The organism is Streptomyces sp. H27-H5, assembly GCF_026627505.1.
Lineage (GTDB): Bacteria > Actinomycetota > Actinomycetes > Streptomycetales > Streptomycetaceae > Streptomyces.
This window is the reverse complement of sequence record NZ_JAPNLK010000082.1, coordinates 1-18,934: the sequence shown is the minus strand read 5'-3', so window position 1 is coordinate 18,934 and position 18,934 is coordinate 1. Positions and strand designations below refer to the sequence as shown.

14 protein-coding genes and 1 riboswitch are annotated in these 18,934 nt (G+C 69.4%); of the genes, 5 read left to right on the top strand and 9 right to left on the bottom strand.

Features of this window, described 5'->3' with window-relative positions:
* The 3 genes from cydD to OTB19_RS31625 form a co-directional block, all read right to left on the bottom strand.
* Positions 1-3,591 carry a thiol reductant ABC exporter subunit CydD gene (gene cydD / locus OTB19_RS31635; protein WP_267802107.1) on the bottom strand — a complete coding sequence of 1,197 codons (3,591 nt, stop codon included), beginning with the start codon at positions 3,589-3,591 and terminating at the stop codon, positions 1-3.
* A gap of 74 nt (positions 3,592-3,665) precedes the next feature.
* Complete coding sequence (gene cydB, locus OTB19_RS31630; RefSeq protein ID WP_053684026.1) at positions 3,666-4,667, bottom strand: cytochrome d ubiquinol oxidase subunit II; 1,002 nt, start codon at positions 4,665-4,667, stop codon at positions 3,666-3,668.
* 18 nt (positions 4,668-4,685) lie between these two features.
* Complete coding sequence (locus tag OTB19_RS31625) at positions 4,686-6,191, bottom strand: cytochrome ubiquinol oxidase subunit I (protein WP_267802106.1); 1,506 nt, start codon at positions 6,189-6,191, stop codon at positions 4,686-4,688.
* Positions 6,192-6,380: 189 nt separating this feature from the next.
* Between OTB19_RS31625 and OTB19_RS31620 the strand changes: the two genes are divergently transcribed.
* On the top strand, positions 6,381-6,749 hold the full coding sequence (locus OTB19_RS31620) for a cyclophilin-like fold protein (RefSeq protein ID WP_267802105.1): 369 nt from the start codon (positions 6,381-6,383) through the stop codon (positions 6,747-6,749).
* Positions 6,750-6,804: 55 nt separating this feature from the next.
* Here OTB19_RS31620 and hisC read toward each other — a convergent pair whose 3' ends face one another.
* Entirely contained in the window at positions 6,805-7,887 is a 1,083-nt protein-coding gene (gene hisC, locus OTB19_RS31615; protein WP_267802104.1) for a histidinol-phosphate transaminase, read from the bottom strand.
* A 362-nt stretch (positions 7,888-8,249) separates the two neighbouring features.
* Here hisC and OTB19_RS31610 point away from each other — a divergent pair, with 362 nt between their 5' ends.
* The 3 genes from OTB19_RS31610 to OTB19_RS31600 all read left to right on the top strand — a co-directional run bounded on the left by OTB19_RS31610 (position 8,250) and on the right by OTB19_RS31600 (position 11,855).
* On the top strand, positions 8,250-9,365 hold the full coding sequence (locus OTB19_RS31610; RefSeq protein WP_053684018.1) for a LacI family DNA-binding transcriptional regulator: 1,116 nt from the start codon (positions 8,250-8,252) through the stop codon (positions 9,363-9,365).
* Between the two features lie 251 nt (positions 9,366-9,616).
* Positions 9,617-10,894, top strand: a complete 1,278-nt coding sequence (locus OTB19_RS31605; RefSeq protein WP_324290559.1) for a metallophosphoesterase — start codon at positions 9,617-9,619, stop codon at positions 10,892-10,894.
* A 148-nt stretch (positions 10,895-11,042) separates the two neighbouring features.
* Positions 11,043-11,855 carry a hypothetical protein gene (locus OTB19_RS31600; RefSeq protein ID WP_267802103.1) on the top strand — a complete coding sequence of 271 codons (813 nt, stop codon included), beginning with the start codon at positions 11,043-11,045 and terminating at the stop codon, positions 11,853-11,855.
* Positions 11,856-12,324: 469 nt separating this feature from the next.
* On the opposite strand, the gene OTB19_RS31595 is transcribed toward OTB19_RS31600, so the two are convergent.
* The gene (locus tag OTB19_RS31595) at positions 12,325-13,374 is read right to left on the bottom strand and encodes an aldo/keto reductase (RefSeq protein WP_267802121.1); all 1,050 of its coding nucleotides are present in this window, start codon (positions 13,372-13,374) and stop codon (positions 12,325-12,327) included.
* 138 nt (positions 13,375-13,512) lie between these two features.
* A complete protein-coding gene (gene thiC / locus OTB19_RS31590; RefSeq protein WP_267802102.1) occupies positions 13,513-15,300 on the bottom strand; it encodes a phosphomethylpyrimidine synthase ThiC in 1,788 nt (595 codons plus the stop codon).
* Positions 15,295-15,440, bottom strand: a riboswitch (TPP riboswitch). It overlaps the preceding gene by 6 nt.
* A gap of 72 nt (positions 15,441-15,512) precedes the next feature.
* On the opposite strand from thiC, the gene OTB19_RS31585 reads away from it, so the two are divergent.
* Positions 15,513-16,904 (top strand): YibE/F family protein, encoded by a 1,392-nt coding sequence (locus OTB19_RS31585; protein ID WP_420716958.1) that lies wholly within the window; start codon positions 15,513-15,515, stop codon positions 16,902-16,904.
* Between the two features lie 63 nt (positions 16,905-16,967).
* Here OTB19_RS31585 and OTB19_RS31580 read toward each other — a convergent pair whose 3' ends face one another.
* The 3 genes from OTB19_RS31580 to OTB19_RS31570 all read right to left on the bottom strand — a co-directional run bounded on the left by OTB19_RS31580 (position 16,968) and on the right by OTB19_RS31570 (position 18,765).
* The gene (locus OTB19_RS31580; protein WP_267802101.1) at positions 16,968-17,417 is read right to left on the bottom strand and encodes an SsgA family sporulation/cell division regulator; all 450 of its coding nucleotides are present in this window, start codon (positions 17,415-17,417) and stop codon (positions 16,968-16,970) included.
* A 96-nt stretch (positions 17,418-17,513) separates the two neighbouring features.
* A complete protein-coding gene (locus tag OTB19_RS31575) occupies positions 17,514-18,284 on the bottom strand; it encodes an IclR family transcriptional regulator (protein ID WP_420716957.1) in 771 nt (256 codons plus the stop codon).
* 253 nt (positions 18,285-18,537) lie between these two features.
* Complete coding sequence (locus tag OTB19_RS31570; RefSeq protein WP_385636373.1) at positions 18,538-18,765, bottom strand: DUF5326 family protein; 228 nt, start codon at positions 18,763-18,765, stop codon at positions 18,538-18,540.
* Between the last annotated feature and the right edge of the window lie 169 nt (positions 18,766-18,934).

The window sequence follows — 18,934 nt, the reverse complement described above, 5'->3', positions numbered from 1 at the left end:
TTAGTCCCCTTTATTGGGGAAAGTCGGCCTGCGGTTCCCGGCCGGCAGTCCGTCCGCCTCCCGTTCCCGCTCCAGAAGCCGCCGCAGTGGGCCCTCGACGACGGCCAGCTCCTCGTACCCGCCACGCTGTACGACGGCGCCCCGATCCAGGACGAGCACCTCGTCCACCGCTTCCAGGCCGGCCAGCCGGTGTGTGATCAGCACCGTGGTCCGGCCCTCGGTGGCCGCCAACAGGTCCGCGGTCAGCGCGTCCGCCGTCGCCAGGTCGAGGTGCTCGGCCGGCTCGTCCAGGACCAGGACGGGGAAGTCCGCGAGCAGCGCCCGCGCCAGGGCCAGCCGTTGGCGCTGACCGCCGGAGATCCGCTCCCCGTGCTCACCGACGAGGGTGTCCAGGCCGTCGGGAAGCCCGTCGGCCCACTCCAGCAGCCGGGCCGCGGCGAGCGCCTGCCTCAGCTGCGCCTCGGTCGCGTCGGTGCGGGCCAGGCGCAGGTTCTCCCGTACCGAGCTGTCGAAGATGTGCGCGTCCTGGGCACACAGGCCCACGATCCGCCTCACGTCGTCGCCGTCGAGCGAGCGCGTGTCGACCCCGCCCACGGTGTACGAGCCCTGACGCTGGTCCAGGAAGCGCAGCAGGATCTGTGCCAGCGTGGTCTTGCCCGAGCCCGACGGCCCGACGACCGCGACCCGTCGGCCGGCCTCCAGCGTCAGGTCGAGCCCCTCCAAGGCGTCCCGCTCCTGGCCGGGGTGCCGGGCGGTGAGCCCCGCCACCCGCAGAGGGAAGGGCGAGGTGGGCATCGCGTGCGGCCGCTCCGGTTCGGCGACCGGAGCCGGCGCGTCGATGACCTCGTAGACCCGCTCGGCACTGCGGCGCACCCGCTGGCGGTACTGCACCGCGAGCGGAAGTCCGGTGACGGCCTCGAAGGCGGCCAACGGGGTCAGCACGACCACCGCCATCGTCACCCCGGACAGCCGGCCGTCGACCACGGCATTCGCACCGAAGAGGGCGGCGACCACCACGGTCAGGCCACACACCAGGGCGGACAGCCCGCTGCCGAGCCCGGTCGCGGCGGCGCCCCGGGAGGCGATGTCGGTCAGCCCCCGGTCGCTCGCGCGCACGGCGGCCTTCCGCCCCTCCAGCGCGCCGGCGACGGTCAGCTCGGCGGTACCGGTCAGCAGATCCGCCACCCGGGTGGCGAGCCGGCCCCGGGCGGGCGCCAGCCGGCGTTCGGCACGGCGTGCGGCGGCGCCGCTGACCAGGGGCACACCGACACCGGCCGCGAGCAGGCCGACGGCGAGCGCGGCCCCGGCTTCGGGCAGCAGCCAGGCGGTGAAGGCCACCGAGCCGGTGCCGACGAGCACGGCCGTGCCGACGGGGAGGAGCCAGCGCAACCAGTAGTCCTGGAGGGCGTCCGCGTCGGCCACAAGGCGGGACAAGAGATCCCCGCGCCGCTGTTCGCGCAGTCCGGCCGGGGCGATCCGCTCCAGTCGCCGGAACACCGAGACCCGCAGATCGGCGAGCATCCGCAGGACGGCGTCGTGCGACACGAGCCGCTCGGCGTAGCGGAAGACGGCCCGCCCGATGCCGAAGGCACGGGTGGCCGTGACCGCCATCATCAAATAGAGGACCGGCGGTTGCTCCGAGGCCCGCGAGATCAGCCATCCGGAGACGGCCATCAGGCCGACGCCGCACCCGACGGCCAGCGCGCCGAGCAGCAGCCCGAGCCGGAACCGTCCCTGCCAGGCCGCGGCCACCTCGCGCACCCGCCGGAGCGGATCGCGGCCCCCCGCGTCGGTGCCCGCTTCCTTCGCGGCGCCCTCGGAAGCGGCGCCGAGGATCCACTCCCCGGGATCGGCGGGCCCGGTCTCCGTGTCCCGAACCCGTCCCGTTCCCTGCGGGATCCCCGCGCGCGTGGGCGCGGCCGGGCCCGCCGCGGGGAAGGCGCTCGCCGGACCCGCCCCCACGGCCACGACACGGTCCGCGACGGCCAGCAGCGCCGGCCGGTGCACCACCAGCAGGACGGTCCGCCCGACCGCGAGCCTCCGTACGGCCTCGACGACGGCGGCCTCGGTCTCCCCGTCCAACGCCGCGGTCGGCTCGTCCAGCAGCAGTACGGGGCGATCCGCCAAGAAGGCCCGGGCCAGTGCCAGGCGCTGGCGCTGGCCGGCGGACAGCCCCACCCCGCCCTCGCCCAGTACCGTGTCCGCGCCACGGGGCAGCGCGCTCACGAACTCCCGTGCCCCGGCGTCCGCGAGGGCTTCGGCGACGGCGTCGTCGGACGCGTCCGGCCGGGCCAGTCGCACGTTCTCCGCGATCGTCCCCGCGAACAGGTGCGGCCGCTGCGGCACCCACGCGATCCGCTCCCGCCACTGCTCGGGCGCCAGATCGGCCAGGTCCACGCCCGCGACGGACACCCGCCCGGCGGTCGGCTCCACGAATCCCAGCAGTACCTGCAACAGCGTGGACTTGCCCGCGCCGCTCGGCCCGGTGAGGGCCACGCACTCGCCCGGTTCGACGACCAGCGACACCGGTCCGGGCGAGTCCTCGCCCCGGCCCTCGTACCGTACGGCCACACCGTCCAGCGCGATGCGAAGCGGGGCGCCGGCCGACGGGACGACCGAACCGCCGCCCCGCGCGACCGGGGTCTCCAGGACCTCGAAGATCTCCTCGGCCGCCGCCAGCCCCTCGGCCGCCGCGTGGTACTGCGCCCCCACCTGGCGCAGCGGCAGATAGGCCTCCGGAGCCAGGATCAGGATGACGAGTCCGGTGTACAGGTCGAGGTCCCCGTGCACGAGCCGCATGCCGATGGTCACGGCCACCAGGGCCACCGACAGCGTGGCGAGGAGTTCCAGGGCGAAGGAGGAGAGGAAGGCGATGCGCAACGTCCGCATCGTGGCCTGGCGGTAGTCGTCGGTGATCTTGCGGATCGACTCGGCCTGGGCCTTGGCCCGACCGAAGACCTTCAGGGTCGCAAGCCCCTCCACCACGTCCAGGAAATGCCCCGACAGCCGCGAGAGCAGCCGCCACTGGCGGTCCATCCGGGACTGGGTGGCCATGCCGATGAGGATCATGAACAGCGGGATCAGAGGCAGGGTGACGACGATGATGGCCGCCGACACCCAGTCCTCGGTGACGATCCGCGCGAGCACCGCCACCGGCACGACGATCGCGAGCCCCAGTTGGGGCAGGTAGCGGGAGAAGTAGTCGTCGAGGGCGTCCACGCCCCGGGTGGCCAGCGCCACCAGCGATCCCGTGCGCTGCCCGCTCAGCCATCCGGGCCCCAGGTCGGCCGCCCGGTCCAGCAGTCGCCCCCGCAGTTCGGACTTGACCGCCGCACTGGCCCGGTGTGCGGCCAGCTCCGTGAGCCAGGCGATCAGCCCGCGCCCCAGCGCCACCGCCGCGAGCAGCAGCAGTGGCGTCCGGAGCGCCTCACCGTCAAGTCCCTTCTCGAAGGCACCGACCACGATCTCGGCGATGAGCATCGCCTGACCGACGACCAGCCCCGCCCCGGCCAGCCCGAGGGCCACCACCGCGCCCAGGAAGAGACGGGTGGAGCGGGCGTACCGCAGAAGACGCGGGTCGATCGGTTTCACGTGAAACATCCCCTCGGCAGGGTCAGGCAGGCACGGGCTGTCCCCGGATCGAAGAGCCCGGGACGGTCAGCGACTCAGTGCGCGTCAACGATGTGCTGCGTACCGATGCGCTTGCGGAACACCCAGTAGGTCCAGCCCTGGTAGAGGACGACGACCGGGGTGGCCACCACCGCGAGCCAGGTCATGATCTTCAGGGTGTACGGGGTGGACGAGGCGTTGTCGACGGTGAGGCTCCAGGCGTCGTTCAACGAGGACGGCATGACGTTCGGGAAGAGCGTCAGGAAGAGCATCGCGACGGCGGAGGCGATGGTGACCCCCGACAGGGCGAACGACCATCCCTCACGGCCGGCCAGGTTGAAGCCGAGCGCCGCGAGCAGCGCCACGACCGCGACGGCCATGGCGATCAGGCTCTTGCCGTCACCCCGCGAGACCTGGGTCCAGGTCAGGAAGACCAGGGCCAGCACGGCGGTGACCACACCCAGCCGGGTCGCCAGGCTCCGCGAGCGGTCCCGGATGTCACCGACGGTCTTGAGCGAGGCGAACACCGCGCCGTGGAAGGTGAACAAGGTGAGGGTGACCAGGCCGCCGAGGATCGCATACCCGTTGAGCAGGTCGAGGAAGGTACCGACGTACTCCTTGTGCTGGTCGATCTTCACGCCGCGCACGATGTTGGCGAAGGCCACGCCCCACAGGAACGCGGGAATCAGCGAGGTCCAGAAGATCGCGTGTTCCCAGTTGGTCTGCCACTTGTCCTCGGGACGCTTGTGGCGGTACTCGAAGGCGACGCCGCGGACGATGAGGCAGACCAGGATGATCAGCAGTGGCAGATAGAAGCCGGAGAAGAGCGTCGCGTACCACTCGGGGAAGGCGGCGAAGGTGGCACCGCCGGCGGTGAGCAGCCAGACCTCGTTGCCGTCCCACACGGGCCCGATCGTGTTGATCAGGACCCGCTTCTCCGTGCGGTCACGGGCGAGCAGCTTGGTGAGTACGCCGATCCCGAAGTCGAAGCCCTCCAGGAAGAAGTAGCCGATCCACAGGACGGCGATGAGCACGAACCAGACGTCTTGAAGTTGCATGGTGTGGTCTCCTCAGCCTCAGTACGAGAAGGCCATCGGCCGGTCGGAGTTCTTGTCGTCCCCGCCGATCTTGGTGGGCGGGTTCAGGTCGGCTTCCGTCAGTTCGGGCGGGCCCGTCTTGACGTACTTCACGAGCAGCTTGACCTCGATCACGGCGAGCACCGCGTAGAGGGCCGTGAAGACGAGCATCGACGTGATGACCTCGCCCTGCGAGACGCTGGGGGAGACGGCGTCACGGGTGCGCAGGACCCCGTAGACCACCCACGGCTGGCGGCCCATCTCGGTGAAGATCCACCCCCAGGAGTTGGCGATCAGCGGGAAGCCGAGCGTCCAGATCGCGGTGAGCCAGTAGAGGCGGGTGAAGCGGGGATTCAGCGCCTTCCTGAACAGCACCAGATGGGGCCGTTCGTCCTCACCGGTGCGCAGAGCCGGCGGCAGCATGAACTTGCGCCGCGTCAGCCAGAGACCGATGGCCCCGATGGTGAAGGACGCCATGCCGAACCCGATCATCCAGCGGAAGCCCCAGTACGCGACGGGGACCTCCGGCCGGTAGTCGCCGGGCCCGTACTTCTCCTGCTCGGCCTTGTTCACGTCGTTGATGCCGGGCACGTAGGAGTCGAAGGTGTTGTCCGCGAGGAACGACAGCAGGCCGGGCACCTCTATGGCGACCTTGTTGTGGCCCTTGTCGACGTCGCCGTAGGCGAAGATCGAGAAGGGCGCGCCCTTCTCGCCGTCCCACAGCGCCTCGGCGGCCGCCATCTTCATCGGCTGCTGCTTGTACATGATCTTGGCGAGGGTGTCACCGCTCACCGCGGTGAGCAGGCCACCGACCACGACGGCGATCAGGCCCAGCCGCAGCGAGGTGCGCATCACCGGGATGTGCTTCTTGCGCAGCAGGTGGAAGGCGGCGATGCCCACCATGAACGCGCCCCCGGTCAGCAGGGCGGCGGTGAGGGTGTGGAACACCTGCGCCAGGGCGGTGTTCTGCGTCAGGACGAGCAGGAAGTCGGTGAGCTCGGCCCGCCCGGTCTTCTCGTTGATGCGGTAGCCGACCGGGTGCTGCATCCAGGAATTGGCCGCGAGGATGAAGTAAGCGGAGAGGATCGTGCCGATCGACACCATCCAGATGCAGGCCAGGTGGATCTTCTTCGGCAGCTTGTCCCACCCGAAGATCCACAAGCCGATGAACGTGGACTCGAAGAAGAAGGCGATCAGGGCCTCGAAGGCCAGCGGCGCTCCGAAGACGTCACCGACGAACCGCGAGTAGTCGGACCAGTTCATGCCGAACTGGAATTCCTGGACGATGCCCGTGACGACGCCCATCGCGATGTTGATCAGGAAGAGCTTGCCCCAGAACTTCGTGGCCTTGAGGTACTTCCCCTTCTCGGTCCGCACCCAGGCGGTCTGCAAGATCGCGACCAGCGCGGCGAGCGAGATCGTCAGAGGGACGAAGAGGAAGTGATAGACGGTGGTGATGCCGAACTGCCATCGCGCCAGGGTCTCTGGCGCCAGAGCTTGGTCCACGTCGTCGTCTCCTTCGTGTCGCCGTGGTCACAGCCGCACTTTGTCCGTTGTGCACTGCTCAATACGGGATGAAGCAGTACACGCTTGTGAACGCGTTCACATTCACAAGCATTATGGCGCACGTGGTTTTCGGACGCTTGAGCGGGGCCCCCCTAGTCAACAGATTCAACAGATTGTTGAATGCGGCCCATGAAGATTCGAATCTCCTGGCCTGCGGGTCAGCTCACCGCGACGCTCGAAGAGACCCCGACCAGCAAGGCCCTGGCGGAGGCACTCCCGATTTCCGCCTCCGCGAACACCTGGGGCGAGGAGGTCTACTTCGACACCGGGATCTCGGTGGATCTGGAACACGACGCCCGACAGGTGGTCGACCCGGGCACGGTCGCCTTCTGGACCGACGGCGACGCGCTCGCGCTGCCCTACGGCCCCACGCCCATCTCACGCGAAGGCGAGAGTCGCCTGGCGAGCCCGTGCAACGTCCTCGGCTCGTTCGACGGCGACCCCCGCCTGTTGGCCACCGTCCGCGACGGCGGCCCCATCCGCGTGGAACTCGCGTAGTCGAGTCCCGCGGGCTCCTGCCCGCTCTCTGAAACCCGTACAGCCCTTACAGCTCTTACAGCTCTTTGAGGAACGCCTCCGCCGCGTGCAGGAAGAGGTCGTTCGCCTCGGTCTCACCGATCGTGACCCGCAGGCCCTCGCCCGCGAAGGGCCGGACCACCACACCGGCCTTCTCGCAGGCCGCCGCGAACTCGGCGGTCCGCTCACCCAGCCGCAGCCACACGAAGTTGGCCTGCGTCTCCGGGACCACCGTCCAGCCCTGCGCGAGCAGCGTGGCGTGCACCCGGGCCCGCTCGCCCACCAGCGCGCCGACCCGGCCCATCAGCTCGTCCTCGGCGCGCAGCGAGGCGACCGCCGCGTCCTGTGCGAGCTGGCTGACGCCGAACGGGACCGCCGTCTTGCGCAGCGCGGCGGCGACCGGCTCGTGCGCCACCGCGAAACCGACGCGCAGGCCGGCCAGCCCGTAGGCCTTGGAGAACGTACGCAGCACGCACACGTTGGGACGATCGCGGTAGAGCTCGATGCCGTCCGGAACATCCGTGTCACGCACGAACTCGCGGTACGCCTCGTCCAGCACCACCAGGATGTCCGAGGGCACCCGGTCCAGGAACCGCTCCAGCTCCGCCCGGCGCACCGCGGTACCGGTGGGGTTGTTGGGGTTGCAGACGAAAATCAGACGGGTCCGCTCGGTGATCGCGGCGTACATCGCGTCCAGGTCGTGCACGTCCCCGTCGGTCAGCGGCACCTGCACGGACGTGGCGCCCGAGATCTGCGTGATGATCGGGTAGGCCTCGAAGGACCGCCAGGCGTACATGACCTCGTCGCCCGGGCCGGCCGTCGACTGGATCAGCGACTGCGCCACCCCGACCGAGCCGGTGCCCGTCGCGATGTGCTCGACCGGAACCCCGAACCGCTCCGCGAGCTCGTTCACCAGGCCCGTGCAGGCCATGTCCGGGTAGCGGTTGAAACGACCGGCCGCCGCGACGGCCGTCTCCAGGACGCCGGGCAGCGGCGGGTACGGATTCTCGTTCGAGGACAACTTGAACGCGACGGGTCCACCCGCGGCCGCGGGCTTGCCCGGCTTGTAGGTGGGGATGCCGTCCAGCTCGGCGCGCAGCCTCGGGCTCTTCTCGCTCACCGCAGGTCCTCCTCGACCGTCCCGTCGACGTCGCCGTCGACTCAATGCTGCACACCTTATGAGGATTCCGCCGATCCGAGAATGGCGGGCGCCAGGATCACAGGGGGAGCGCGCGCATATATGCGCGCGCTGGTGGCCTGCGCCGTGGCGCGCATCCCTCGTCCAGGTGAGTTGCCACCGACCAGACGGCGCCCCGTTTTGGCATGCCCGTACCCGCCGACAAGCTCCAATCTCACTCCACGCAACCAGAAGCCTTCTTTTCCAAGGTCATTGAGGGTGGCGAACCATGCAGAAACGTGCCTGTCAACGCGTGCATATGCACCCGGACCAGCCGCCTCCACGAGCCCTACTATCGGCTCGCCATGACAGCAGCAGGGAAGCATCAGGTGAGCCGGACCGAGACCACCCGGCGGACCGGCGGCCGACAGGGCCGGGCCGGCATCAGAGACGTGGCCGCCGCGGCGGGCGTCTCCATCACGACCGTCTCCGACGCGCTCAATGGCAAGGGGCGGCTGCCCGACGCCACCCGTCGCCACGTTCGCGAGGTCGCCGACCGTCTGGGCTACCGCCCGTCCGCCGCCGCCCGAACCCTCCGCACGGGCAAGTCGGGCCTCATCGGCCTGACCGTGACCACGTACGGGGATGAACCTTTCACCTTCACCGAATTCGCGTACTTCGCGGAGATGGCGAGGGCGGCGACCTCCGCCGCGCTCGCCCGCGGCTACGCCCTCGTCATCCTGCCCGCCACCTCACGACACGACGTCTGGTCCAACGTGGCCCTCGACGGCACCGTCGTGATCGACCCCTCCGACCACGACCCCGTGGTCAGCGAGCTCGTCCGCCAGGGCCTGCCCGTGGTCTCCGACGGCCGACCGGCCGGGTCCCTCCCCGTCACCGCCTGGGTCGACAACGACCACGAGGCCGCCGTACTCAACCTGCTCGACCACCTCGCCGCCGCGGGCGCCCGCCGGATCGGGTTGCTCACCGGCACCACCACCGACACCTACACACGGCTCTCCACCACCGCCTACCTCAACTGGTGCGAGCGCGTCGGCCAAGACCCCGTCTACGAGTCCTACCCCGCCCACGACCCGTGCGCGGGTGCGGTCGCCGCCGACCGGCTGCTCGCCCGACCCGACCGACCCGACGCCGTCTACGGGCTCTTCGACCCCAACGGCACCGATCTGCTCGCCGCCGCCCGGCGCTACGGGCTGCGTGTTCCCGAGGACCTGTTGCTCGTGTGCTGCAGCGAATCGACCGTGTACGCGAACACCGAACCGCCGATCACCACCCTCTCCCTGAAACCGCGGCGCATCGGCACGGCCGTCGTGCAGTTGCTCATCGACGCGATCGAGGGAGTCGACACCGGCCGGCCCGTCGAACAGGTCGTCCCGACCGAACTGATCATCCGTACCTCCTCACAGCGCAGGCAGCCCCGCACGACCGTCAGCCCGCCCCGCTCACCTGCCCAGGACTGACCGCTCGGCGGGTCGAATCGGCGGCGGCGGACGCCACACCGACGGGGCCGACAGCCCCGTCAAAGATTTCAACCACACCGATATCGGTAGAAAGTGGCAGGAAGGACCGGCTCCGGCCAGGATTCACCACCCCTGGTGCGTCACAGAGCGCGAGCCGCATTCCTATGATGGGCGCACGACATCACGGACCCTCCGACCGGAGGTCAGAGGGTCCGCAGGTGTACGGCAGCGCGACGGTGGTGGAGGGGTCGATGACTCAGGGGGCCGGTCAGGGACCCGCGATGCGGACGGACACGCTGCGAGACTTCCGCGTGCCGGTCATCGAACCCGCCCCGTACGCGGCGGCCGTCGGCTTGTCCGGCGAGCAGCCGGTGTACGGCGAGTACCCCGCGTACTACGGCGAGGGCGCGCCCGGACACGGGCTGCCCGAGTACCGGACGGAGCCCGGCACCCACCCGACGGACCGCGTCGCGGTGCGCCCGGAGGTCGAACACGTGCCTCACCAAAGGGTCGTCGGCGCGTACCCGGGCCTCGCGCCCGTCGCGTCGGACGTGCCGGACGCGCCCGCGCCGGCCGAGGACGAGGACCCCGAGGGGTACACGCCCACGCAGCGCGACCTGCCCGTCATCGGCCGGGGCGCACAGGGCGGCCCCGGCGACACCGTCCAGGTCCACTACGTCCCCCAGGAGACCGCGGCGCCCGGGCCCGGCCCGCTGTACGTCGTGGGCGACGTACACGGCTACCTGGACGAACTCGTCACCGAACTCCAGGCGCAGAACCTCATCGACGCCGACCGACGGTGGTCCGCGGGCAACGCCCGGCTCTGGTTCCTCGGGGACTTCACCGACCGGGGACCCGACGGCATCGGGGTCATCGACCTGGTCATGCGGCTCTCCGCCGAGGCCGCCGCCGCGGGCGGCTACTGCAAGGCCCTCATGGGCAACCACGAGCTGCTGCTCATCGGCGCCAAGCGCTTCGGCGACACCCCGATCCACTCCGGCGCCGGCACCGCCACCTTCCAGGCCGCCTGGCTGCTCAACGGCGGTCAGCGCACCGACATGGAGCGCTTGGAGGACGTGCACCTCCAGTGGATGTCGCGGCTCGACGCGGCCACCCTGGAGGACGGGCACCTGCTGCTGCACTCCGACACCACCGCCTACCTCGACTACGGCAGCTCCATCGAGGACGTCAACGACACCATCCACGAGCTACTCAACCGCAACGACGCAGACATCACGTGGGACCTCTTCCGAAAGTTCACCAAGCGGTTCGCCTTCCGCGACGAGGAAACCGGCCCGCAGGCCGTGCGGGAACTCCTGGGCACCTACGGAGGTGGCCGCGTCGTACACGGACACAGCCCCATCCCGTACCTGTTGGGTGAGGTGGGCACCGAGGACGGCGACGAGCCGCGGGGCCCCGAGGTCGTGGACGGCCCGCACGTGTACGCGGACAGGCTGGCCATCGCGATGGACGGCGGGGTCACGATGGCCGGAAAGCTCCTCGTCGTACAGCTGCCTCTGCGCGACTGAGCGTTCGCTGAGCGGGGTATTTCCGGAAAGCCCCTGTCACGGCGTGGCATGGTCGCTCTACCATCGCTCTATCCGTAGCAGGCTCTCCTCCGTTTGTGCCGGCGCCCGGGTCTACGCGGGCATACCGGCTTGTACGGAGCATCGGGGGATGCACATGACCAGCGCTCCGCACCTGCTCACCGAAGACCGACCGGAGTTCGATCGGCTCCTCGACGAGGCGCTGCGCACAGCGAACGAACGGCCCGAACTCGCCGCCCTGGGCGAACGACTGAACGCCGAACAGTTGCGCACCATGGCCATGGGCGCCAGCGCGATCCTGACGGCGGCGGCCGCCGCCGAGTACGACCACTTCGTGAAGGTCCGCGAGGACCTGCGCGACGAGGCCCTGACGGCCTCGGGAAGGGGCGGAGAGCACCAGGGCGACGGGCAGGACGGCGGGGCGGGAGTGAGCGCCATCGTGGCCGTCCTCGCGCCCGTCTTGGCCGGCACCGCCATGCTGATCTTCCTGCTGGTGGGCTACAGCCTCAAGATGCTCGATCCCGAACCCGCCTTCGCCAAAACGATGCTGACGGCGGGTTGGCTGTTCGGCGCCCTCACCGTGGCCGCACTGCTGTTCGCGGTGATCGGGCTGTTGGTGACCGCGATCCGCAACAGCTCCACCGAGGTGGCGGCCGAGGAGACCGTGGCGATACCCGACGAGCTCTCCCGCGCACGGGAGGCCTGGCGCAACGCCCTGCTGGAACGGGGCATCATGCCGTTCCTGCGAGACGCCTTGGCCGACCCGAGCACACGCCCGGGCTCGCCCGTCCGACGTCTTCCGTCCAGCCGGATGCCCAACCTCGGTTACACCGCACCGGACTTCACGAGTCCCGGCACCTCCGGCGGGGCCACCCGGCCCGGCTACTCGCCGCCGGACTTCACCAGCCCGGACTTCGGAGGCCCGGACCACGAATCGGAGTGACCTGATCGGAGGCCGCCCACGTGGGGCGGAACGGCCCATCGGGCGCAGCCACTTGGCCGTGCCTCCGGGGTCCACGCGGGCCGCGCACCGGCGTGCCGTGCCACGGCCCCGCGAGACCGTCCCCAGGGTCAGCGGCCGTGAACCCGACCATTTGCCTCTGCATGATCTGAAAGAACGAGGCCGCCGTCATCGAACGCTGCCTCGACTCCGTACGGCGTCCAGCCCTGGGTGTACCGGTGGGGGCTGCTTTCGAGCACTCGATCACCTCGTACTGGGTGGGGGACATGGCCGGCTCCCTCCTCGCCTGTGACCGGCTCCTCGCCATGCCCGATCTGCCGGAGACCTATCGACGGCAGACCGAGGTCAACCGCGGGTTCGCCGTCTCCCGCGCCCCCGTCCGGTCCGTGATGCCTGCTTCACGTGAAACATCCGGGTCTGTTTCACGTGAAACATCGCACGACTCCGGCGCCTAACCCGCCGAGCGGTCCCCGAGCGTCCGCCGCCGCTGCGCGACCTGCGTGAGCGCCGTCGGGCGCCAGACGCCGTCGGGCTGGTAGAGGTTGTGGCCCGGCGGCACGATCTCGTCGATCCGGTCGAGCGCCGCGTCGTCGAGGACCAGGCCCGCCCCGTCGACCAGCGACTCCATCTGCTCCATGGTGCGGGGACCGATGATCACCGAGGTGACGGCCGGGTGCGCCACCGGGAAGGCCACCGCGAGTTCCGGGAGTGAGCAGCCGATCTCGTCGGCCAACTCGACGAGCCGTTCCACGGCTTCCAGCTTCGCGACGTTGCCGGGAATCGCCGGATCGAACCGGGCGGGCGTCAGCGCCGCCCGCCCCGACGTGAGGTCGACCGGTCCACCGAGCCGGTACCTGCCGCTCAGGAATCCGGACGCGAGCGGGCTCCAGGTCAGGACGCCCATCCCCTGGCGCCGGGCCACGGGGAGCACGTCGGCCTCGATGCCGCGCGCGAGGATCGAGTACGGCGGCTGCTCCGTGCGGAACCTCGGCAGCGCTCGGCGCTCCGAGACGTGGTACGCCTCGACGAGTTCCTCGGCGGGGAAGGTGGAGCACCCGAAGGCCCGGATCTTGCCGGCCCGCACCAGGTCACCGAGTACGGCCAGGGTCTCCTCGACGTCGGTGCCGTGGTCGGGCCGGTGTACCTGGTAGAGGTCGATCCAGTCGGTGTCCAGCCTCCGCAGGCTGTCCTCCACGCCCCGGACGATCCACCGCCGCGAGTTCCCGCTGCGGTTGCGTCCCTCCCCCATCTGGAAGTGCACCTTCGTGGCGAGCACGACGTCGTCGCGACGCCCCTTGAGTGCCTTGCCGACGATCAGCTCCGACTCGCCCGCGGAGTACATGTCCGCGGTGTCGACGAAGTTGATCCCCCGGTCGAGCGCGGCGTGGATGATCCGTACGCACTCCTCGTGATCCGGGTTCCCCACGGCCCCGAACATCATCGTGCCGAGGCAGTGCGCACTCACCTCGATGCCGGTCCCGCCCAGATTCCTGTATCGCATGGTCATGGCGGTGGACTCTAGGAGTTGAAGCACACTCGAACGCAAGGGATTCGAGGTGCGAATGTCACCACCGACGGGCGAAGGTGCCGCCGCTGTCCGATCCCCCCGGTCCGGACAACGGCGGCACCGCGCCCTGCGTCAGTCCGCCAGCGGCAGGTAGACGCGGTTGCCCGAGGCGGCGAACTCGGCGGACTTCTCCGCCATGCCCGCCTGGATCTCGTCCGCCTTCAGGTCACCACCGTGCTCTCGGCGGATGTCCTGGGAGATCTTCATCGAGCAGAACTTGGGACCGCACATGGAGCAGAAGTGCGCGGTCTTGGCCGGCTCCGCCGGGAGGGTCTCGTCGTGGAAGGAGCGGGCCGTGTCCGGGTCGAGGGCCAGGTTGAACTGGTCCTCCCACCGGAACTCGAACCGGGCGTCCGACAGGGCGTCGTCCCACTCCTGGGCGCCCGGGTGCCCCTTGGCCAGGTCGGCCGCGTGCGCGGAGATCTTGTACGTGATGACACCGGTCTTCACGTCGTCCCGGTTGGGCAGACCCAGGTGCTCCTTGGGCGTCACGTAGCAGAGCATTGCGGTGCCCCACCAGGCGATCATGGCCGCGCCGATGCCGGAGGTGATGTGGTCGTACGCGGGAGCGACGTCGGTCGTCAGCGGGCCGAGCGTGTAGAACGGCGCCTCCTCGCAGATCTCCTGCTGAAGGTCGATGTTCTCCTTGATCTTGTGCATCGGGACGTGGCCCGGGCCCTCGATCATCGTCTGGACGTTGTGCCGCTTGGCGATGGTGTTCAGCTCGCCCAGCGTCCTCAACTCGGCGAACTGCGCCTCGTCGTTCGCGTCGGCGATGGATCCGGGGCGCAGGCCGTCACCCAGCGAGTACGTGACGTCGTACGTCGCCAGGATCTCGCAGAGCTCCTCGAAGTTCGTGTAGAGGAAGTTCTCCTTGTGGTGCGCGAGGCACCACGCCGCCATGATCGAGCCGCCGCGCGAGACGATGCCGGTCTTGCGACGGGCGGTCAGCGGCACGTACGGCAGCAGTACGCCGGCGTGCACCGTCATGTAGTCGACGCCCTGTTCGGCCTGCTCGATGACCGTGTCCTTGTAGATCTCCCACGTCAGGTCCTCGGCACGGCCGTCGACCTTCTCCAGCGCCTGGTACAGCGGCACGGTGCCGATCGGGACGGGGGAATTGCGCAGTACCCACTCACGCGTGGTGTGGATGTTGCGGCCGGTGGAGAGGTCCATGACCGTGTCGGCGCCCCACTTGGTCGCCCAGGTCATCTTGTCCACCTCCTCCTCGATGGAGGAGGTGACCGCCGAGTTGCCGATGTTGGCGTTGACCTTCACCAGGAAGCGCTTGCCGATGATCATCGGCTCGATCTCCGGGTGGTTCACGTTCGCCGGAAGCACCGCGCGACCTGCCGCGATCTCCTCACGGACGACCTCGGGGGAGACGTTCTCGCGGATCGCGACGTACTCCATCTCCGGGGTGATCTCGCCCCGTCGGGCGTACGCGAGCTGCGTGACGGCGGCGCCGCCGCGGCCCCGGCGGGGCTGACGGGGCCGGCCCGGGAAGACCGCGTCGAGGTTCTTGAGACCGCCGCGGGGCGACGTGTGCTTGATGCCGTCGTCCTCGGGGCGCACGGGACGGCCCGAGTACTCCTCGGTGTCGCCGCGACCGATGATCCAGTTCTCGCGGAGCGGAGCGAGACCCCGACGGACGTCCGTCTCGATCTGGGGGTCGGTATACGGACCGGACGTGTCGTAGAGCGTCACGTCCTTGCCGTTGGTGAGGTGGACCTGGCGGACCGGCACCCGGATGTCGGGCCGGGAGCCCGCCAGGTATCCCTTGTGCCAGCCGGGCTGGCGCTCGGTCTGGCCGTCGGCGTCCTGGCTGACGGCAGGCGTGCGTGCGTCCTGAATGGTCATGAGACCTGATCTCCCTACGCCGGCATTACCCGGTAACAGGTTCGGCGGTCGACGCAGCCTCTTCCCGTACGTCGTGACGACGTGCGTACGGTGATCAGCGTCCTCTCAGCCCGGTGCTCCGAGCTCCCGCGTTGTGCAAAGGTGCCCCCACGCTAGCGTCATCTGTGGCGTGCTGAACAGTGGGCCCCCTCATCTCTTGCGATGATCGGCCGGTGACGACCTCGCCGCAGCCCCCCACCGAACCCGTTGAGCACACCGGTCACACCGGCCACGAACACGCCCCCTACGGGCATGTGCCAAGCCCCTCCCACGGACATTCCCACAGCCACAGCCACGGCCCGGCCGCTCCCGTTTCCAAGCACCTGCGCAAGGTCATCGCGGCCGTACTGATCCCCTTCGCCACCGCGGTCTTCATCGGCATGGTGATCCTCTGGCCGGGGGGTGCCCCCGCCCACGAGCGGACCGGCGTCGGGTTCGACCGCCAGACCCAGCAGGGGAAGGTCGTCACCCTGGCGCAGGTCGACTGCAAGTCGGTGAACGCCTCGCAGGTGCCCTCCACGGGCGACACCTCGACCCCCGAGGGCCGGGAGGCCCAGGCCTCGCAGACCGGTGAGTGCAAGAAGGCCACCGTCGAGGTCACCGGCGGCCCCGACAAGGGCCGGACCTTCTTCGAGATCGTTCAGCCCGGCGCTCCGCGCCAGTTGGCGAAGGATCAGGAAGTGGTGGTCGCGTACGCCCCGGACGCCCCCCGGGACCTCCAGTACTCCGTGATCGACGTCAATCGGAAGTTCCCGATGGCGCTGCTCGCCGGGATCTTCGCCATCGCGGTCGTCGTCGTCGGGCGGATGCGTGGGTTGTTCGCGCTGATCGCGCTCGCTGTCAGCTTCACCGTCCTGACCCTCTTCATCCTCCCGGCGATCCTCCAGGGGTCCAACCCCCTGCTCGTCGCGGTCATCGGGGCCAGCGCGATCATGCTGATCGCCCTCTACATGTGTCACGGGCTGACCGCGCGCACCTCGGTCGCCGTGCTCGGCACGCTCGTCTCGCTCCTGCTGATCGGCCTGTTGGGGTCCTGGTTCATCGGCTGGGCGTTCCTCAGCGGCAACACCGACGACAACACCGGCCTGATCCACGGTCTTTACCCGGAGATCGACATGAGCGGCCTGTTGCTCGCAGGCGTGATCATCGGTTCCCTCGGCGTCCTCGACGACGTGACGGTCACCCAGACCTCGGCCGTCTGGGAACTCCACCAGGCCGACCCGAAGATGGGCCCGCGCGCCCTGTACCGGGCGGGCATCCGGATCGGCCGCGACCACATCGCGTCCGTGGTCAACACGCTGGTACTGGCTTACGCGGGCGCGGCGCTGCCCCTGCTCCTGCTGTTCTCGATCGCGAACAGCAGCATGGGGTCGGTCGCCAACAGCGAACTGGTCGCGGAGGAGATCGTACGGACCCTCGTGGGCTCGATCGGGCTCGTGGCCTCGGTACCGGTCACCACGGCACTGGCCGCTCTGGTGGTCTCCGCCGACCGCCCGGGCGCTCCGGACACCACGCCGGCCGCGGGGCCGGTACGTGGCGGCAGGGGACGGCGGCGCAAGCGCTGAACGTCGGGGTGGGACCGGACCGGGGCAACGGCGGGTGGTGAACGCGGCGAACGGGGCGGCCGCTCAGCCCGCGTTCCGCTCGTTCTGCTGGGATTCGTCCAGGATCTTGCCGAGCGCCTCGTCGAGGTTCCCCTCGAAGTCACTCAGAGTGCGCTCCTGACCGAGCGGAACGAGCCGGTCGGTCCGGTCGAGAAACGCGACGAGCGGCGCCGCGCCGGCACGGAACAGCGCCCGGTCTCCACCGACCTGCAGACGGATGTGCACATCGGACAGCTCTTCCGGCTCGGTGGGAGAGATGTGCACATCACCTTCCCCGCAGGCCTTGTTGATGCCGTCGAGGAGCAGTTCTCGGCCGAATGCCCAGGTCACAGGCGCGTCTCCGGGGAGGTGGAAGGTCAGGCGCACCGCGTAGGGGTCGTGAGCGTCGTACCGGAGTTCCACCGGGATGCGGAACGAAAGCTCCTCGGAGACGAGGAACTTCATCATGACCTCTGCCTGTACGGACTCGCGCATTGCCTACCCCGCTGTCATGGAAGTGGCCAGGAATGGTCCCTCGAGGCCTCTTGACAAGAGTGGTGGAAGTGCTTGCAGATCACAAGGAGTGAGTTTTCAGATACTGATAGAGAAGGAGAGGGTGCTCAACAGCGCGCCTACTTCACTCCGTAGTCGATTGGCTACATAGAGCAACTCGCCCTCCTGGTGCAGGGGGAGAGAAATGGCCATCGTCGCGGCGGTGTCACCCGCCGTGATCGGGATGGCCGCGCACACCGTGCCGAGGGAGTACTCCTGCCGCTCGACAACCGGCTGCATCCGCCCCAGGGATCCGATGCGCTGCTCCAGGGAGCGCATGTCCCGCACCGTGTACGGGGTGATGGGCTCAACCGGGTGCCGCTCGTAGTAGTCCTTGCGCGTATCGTCGTCGAGCTGGCCCAACAGGCACTGGCCGATGGCGTGAGCGTGGCCGGTCTCACGGAAGTCCGCCCACTCCTCGCAGGCCGGGCTGGACGGGGTGTCCGAGACACCCACGACCTCGATCTCACCCTCGCGGAAAACCGCGAAGTAGACGGGAGCCCCCACGGCGTCGCGGAAGTGGGCGAGCGAATCGAGGATCATGCTGCGACGTTTCTGCTGAAGTCCCCCAACGGCCAGCCGGCCCGCGGCATCGCCGAGTACGAAGACTCCGCCCTCCCTGCGCAGATAGCCCTCGTGGGTCAGGGTGCGCAGCAGGTGATACGCGGTGGGAAGCGGGAGCCCGGCTTCGCGCGCCAGTTGCTTCGCCGGCGCTCCCCCGCTGTGGGAGGCCACGGCTTCGAGCAGTCTCAGCGCCCGCTGCACCGAACCGATCAGAGTCGGTACAGCGGAATTGGGAACCGAAGACAAAGCTCACCCCCAGGCATGGCGCGGGCCTTGAGGGCCCGCTCTGCGGGGGCCACCCCCGCACATGCCGTGATCCTGGGGGTCACACGTGTCGGCTATGCGTCATAGCCGCGGGTCAGAGCGGCCGTACCGGCTTTTCGGTGCCCCGGGAACGGCACAGATTGCCACTCTATCCGCCGATTCCTGGGGTATGGACGGTTTCACACGTCACGTTCCCCCTCCTGGCTCAATCCCGGTGACGGTCGATCCGGTTGTCCTACCAGTCCCGGGAGGAGGACTTCGAACCGGCGCCGGTGAACTTCTTGACCACGAAGATCAGACCGCCGACCAGGGCGACGAAGAGCAGCAGCTTGAAGACGAGCGCGATCAGCGTGCCGAGAACGGTCGTGATCACACCGCCGAAGACGAGCAGAGCCAGCAGGGGAACGGCGATCCACTTGACCCACCACGGCATGCCCTCGAACATCGCTCGGATCCCGTCCATGTCCCCTACCTCTTCCTCGTCCGTGACTTCCTGCTCTCGATGCTAGTGCAGCGCGTTGCAGGTCCTTTTCCGGTTGGGCGGGTTGGGTGCGGTCACGCCTCGTGGTCGGCGAGGTGGACGATGGCGGCGGTGTCGAAGGCGTCGTTGGGGTGGCCGATGTCGGTGCCGG

What these genes read in the sequence shown, in the direction of transcription:
- OTB19_RS31600 (WP_267802103.1), top strand. Translation starts at nt 11,043, where the DNA reads ATGCACATGACCAGCGCTCCGCACCTGCTCACCGAAGACCGACCGGAG.
- OTB19_RS31595 (WP_267802121.1), bottom strand. Translation starts at nt 13,374, where the DNA reads ATGCGATACAGGAATCTGGGCGGGACCGGCATCGAGGTGAGTGCGCAC.
- OTB19_RS31580 (WP_267802101.1), bottom strand. Translation starts at nt 17,417, where the DNA reads ATGCGCGAGTCCGTACAGGCAGAGGTCATGATGAAGTTCCTCGTCTCC.
- OTB19_RS31570 (WP_385636373.1), bottom strand. Translation starts at nt 18,765, where the DNA reads ATGGACGGGATCCGAGCGATGTTCGAGGGCATGCCGTGGTGGGTCAAG.
- OTB19_RS31620 (WP_267802105.1), top strand. Translation starts at nt 6,381, where the DNA reads ATGAAGATTCGAATCTCCTGGCCTGCGGGTCAGCTCACCGCGACGCTC.
- OTB19_RS31610 (WP_053684018.1), top strand. Translation starts at nt 8,250, where the DNA reads ATGACAGCAGCAGGGAAGCATCAGGTGAGCCGGACCGAGACCACCCGG.
- thiC (WP_267802102.1), bottom strand. Translation starts at nt 15,300, where the DNA reads ATGACCATTCAGGACGCACGCACGCCTGCCGTCAGCCAGGACGCCGAC.
- OTB19_RS31605 (WP_324290559.1), top strand. Translation starts at nt 9,617, where the DNA reads ATGACTCAGGGGGCCGGTCAGGGACCCGCGATGCGGACGGACACGCTG.
- cydB (WP_053684026.1), bottom strand. Translation starts at nt 4,667, where the DNA reads ATGCAACTTCAAGACGTCTGGTTCGTGCTCATCGCCGTCCTGTGGATC.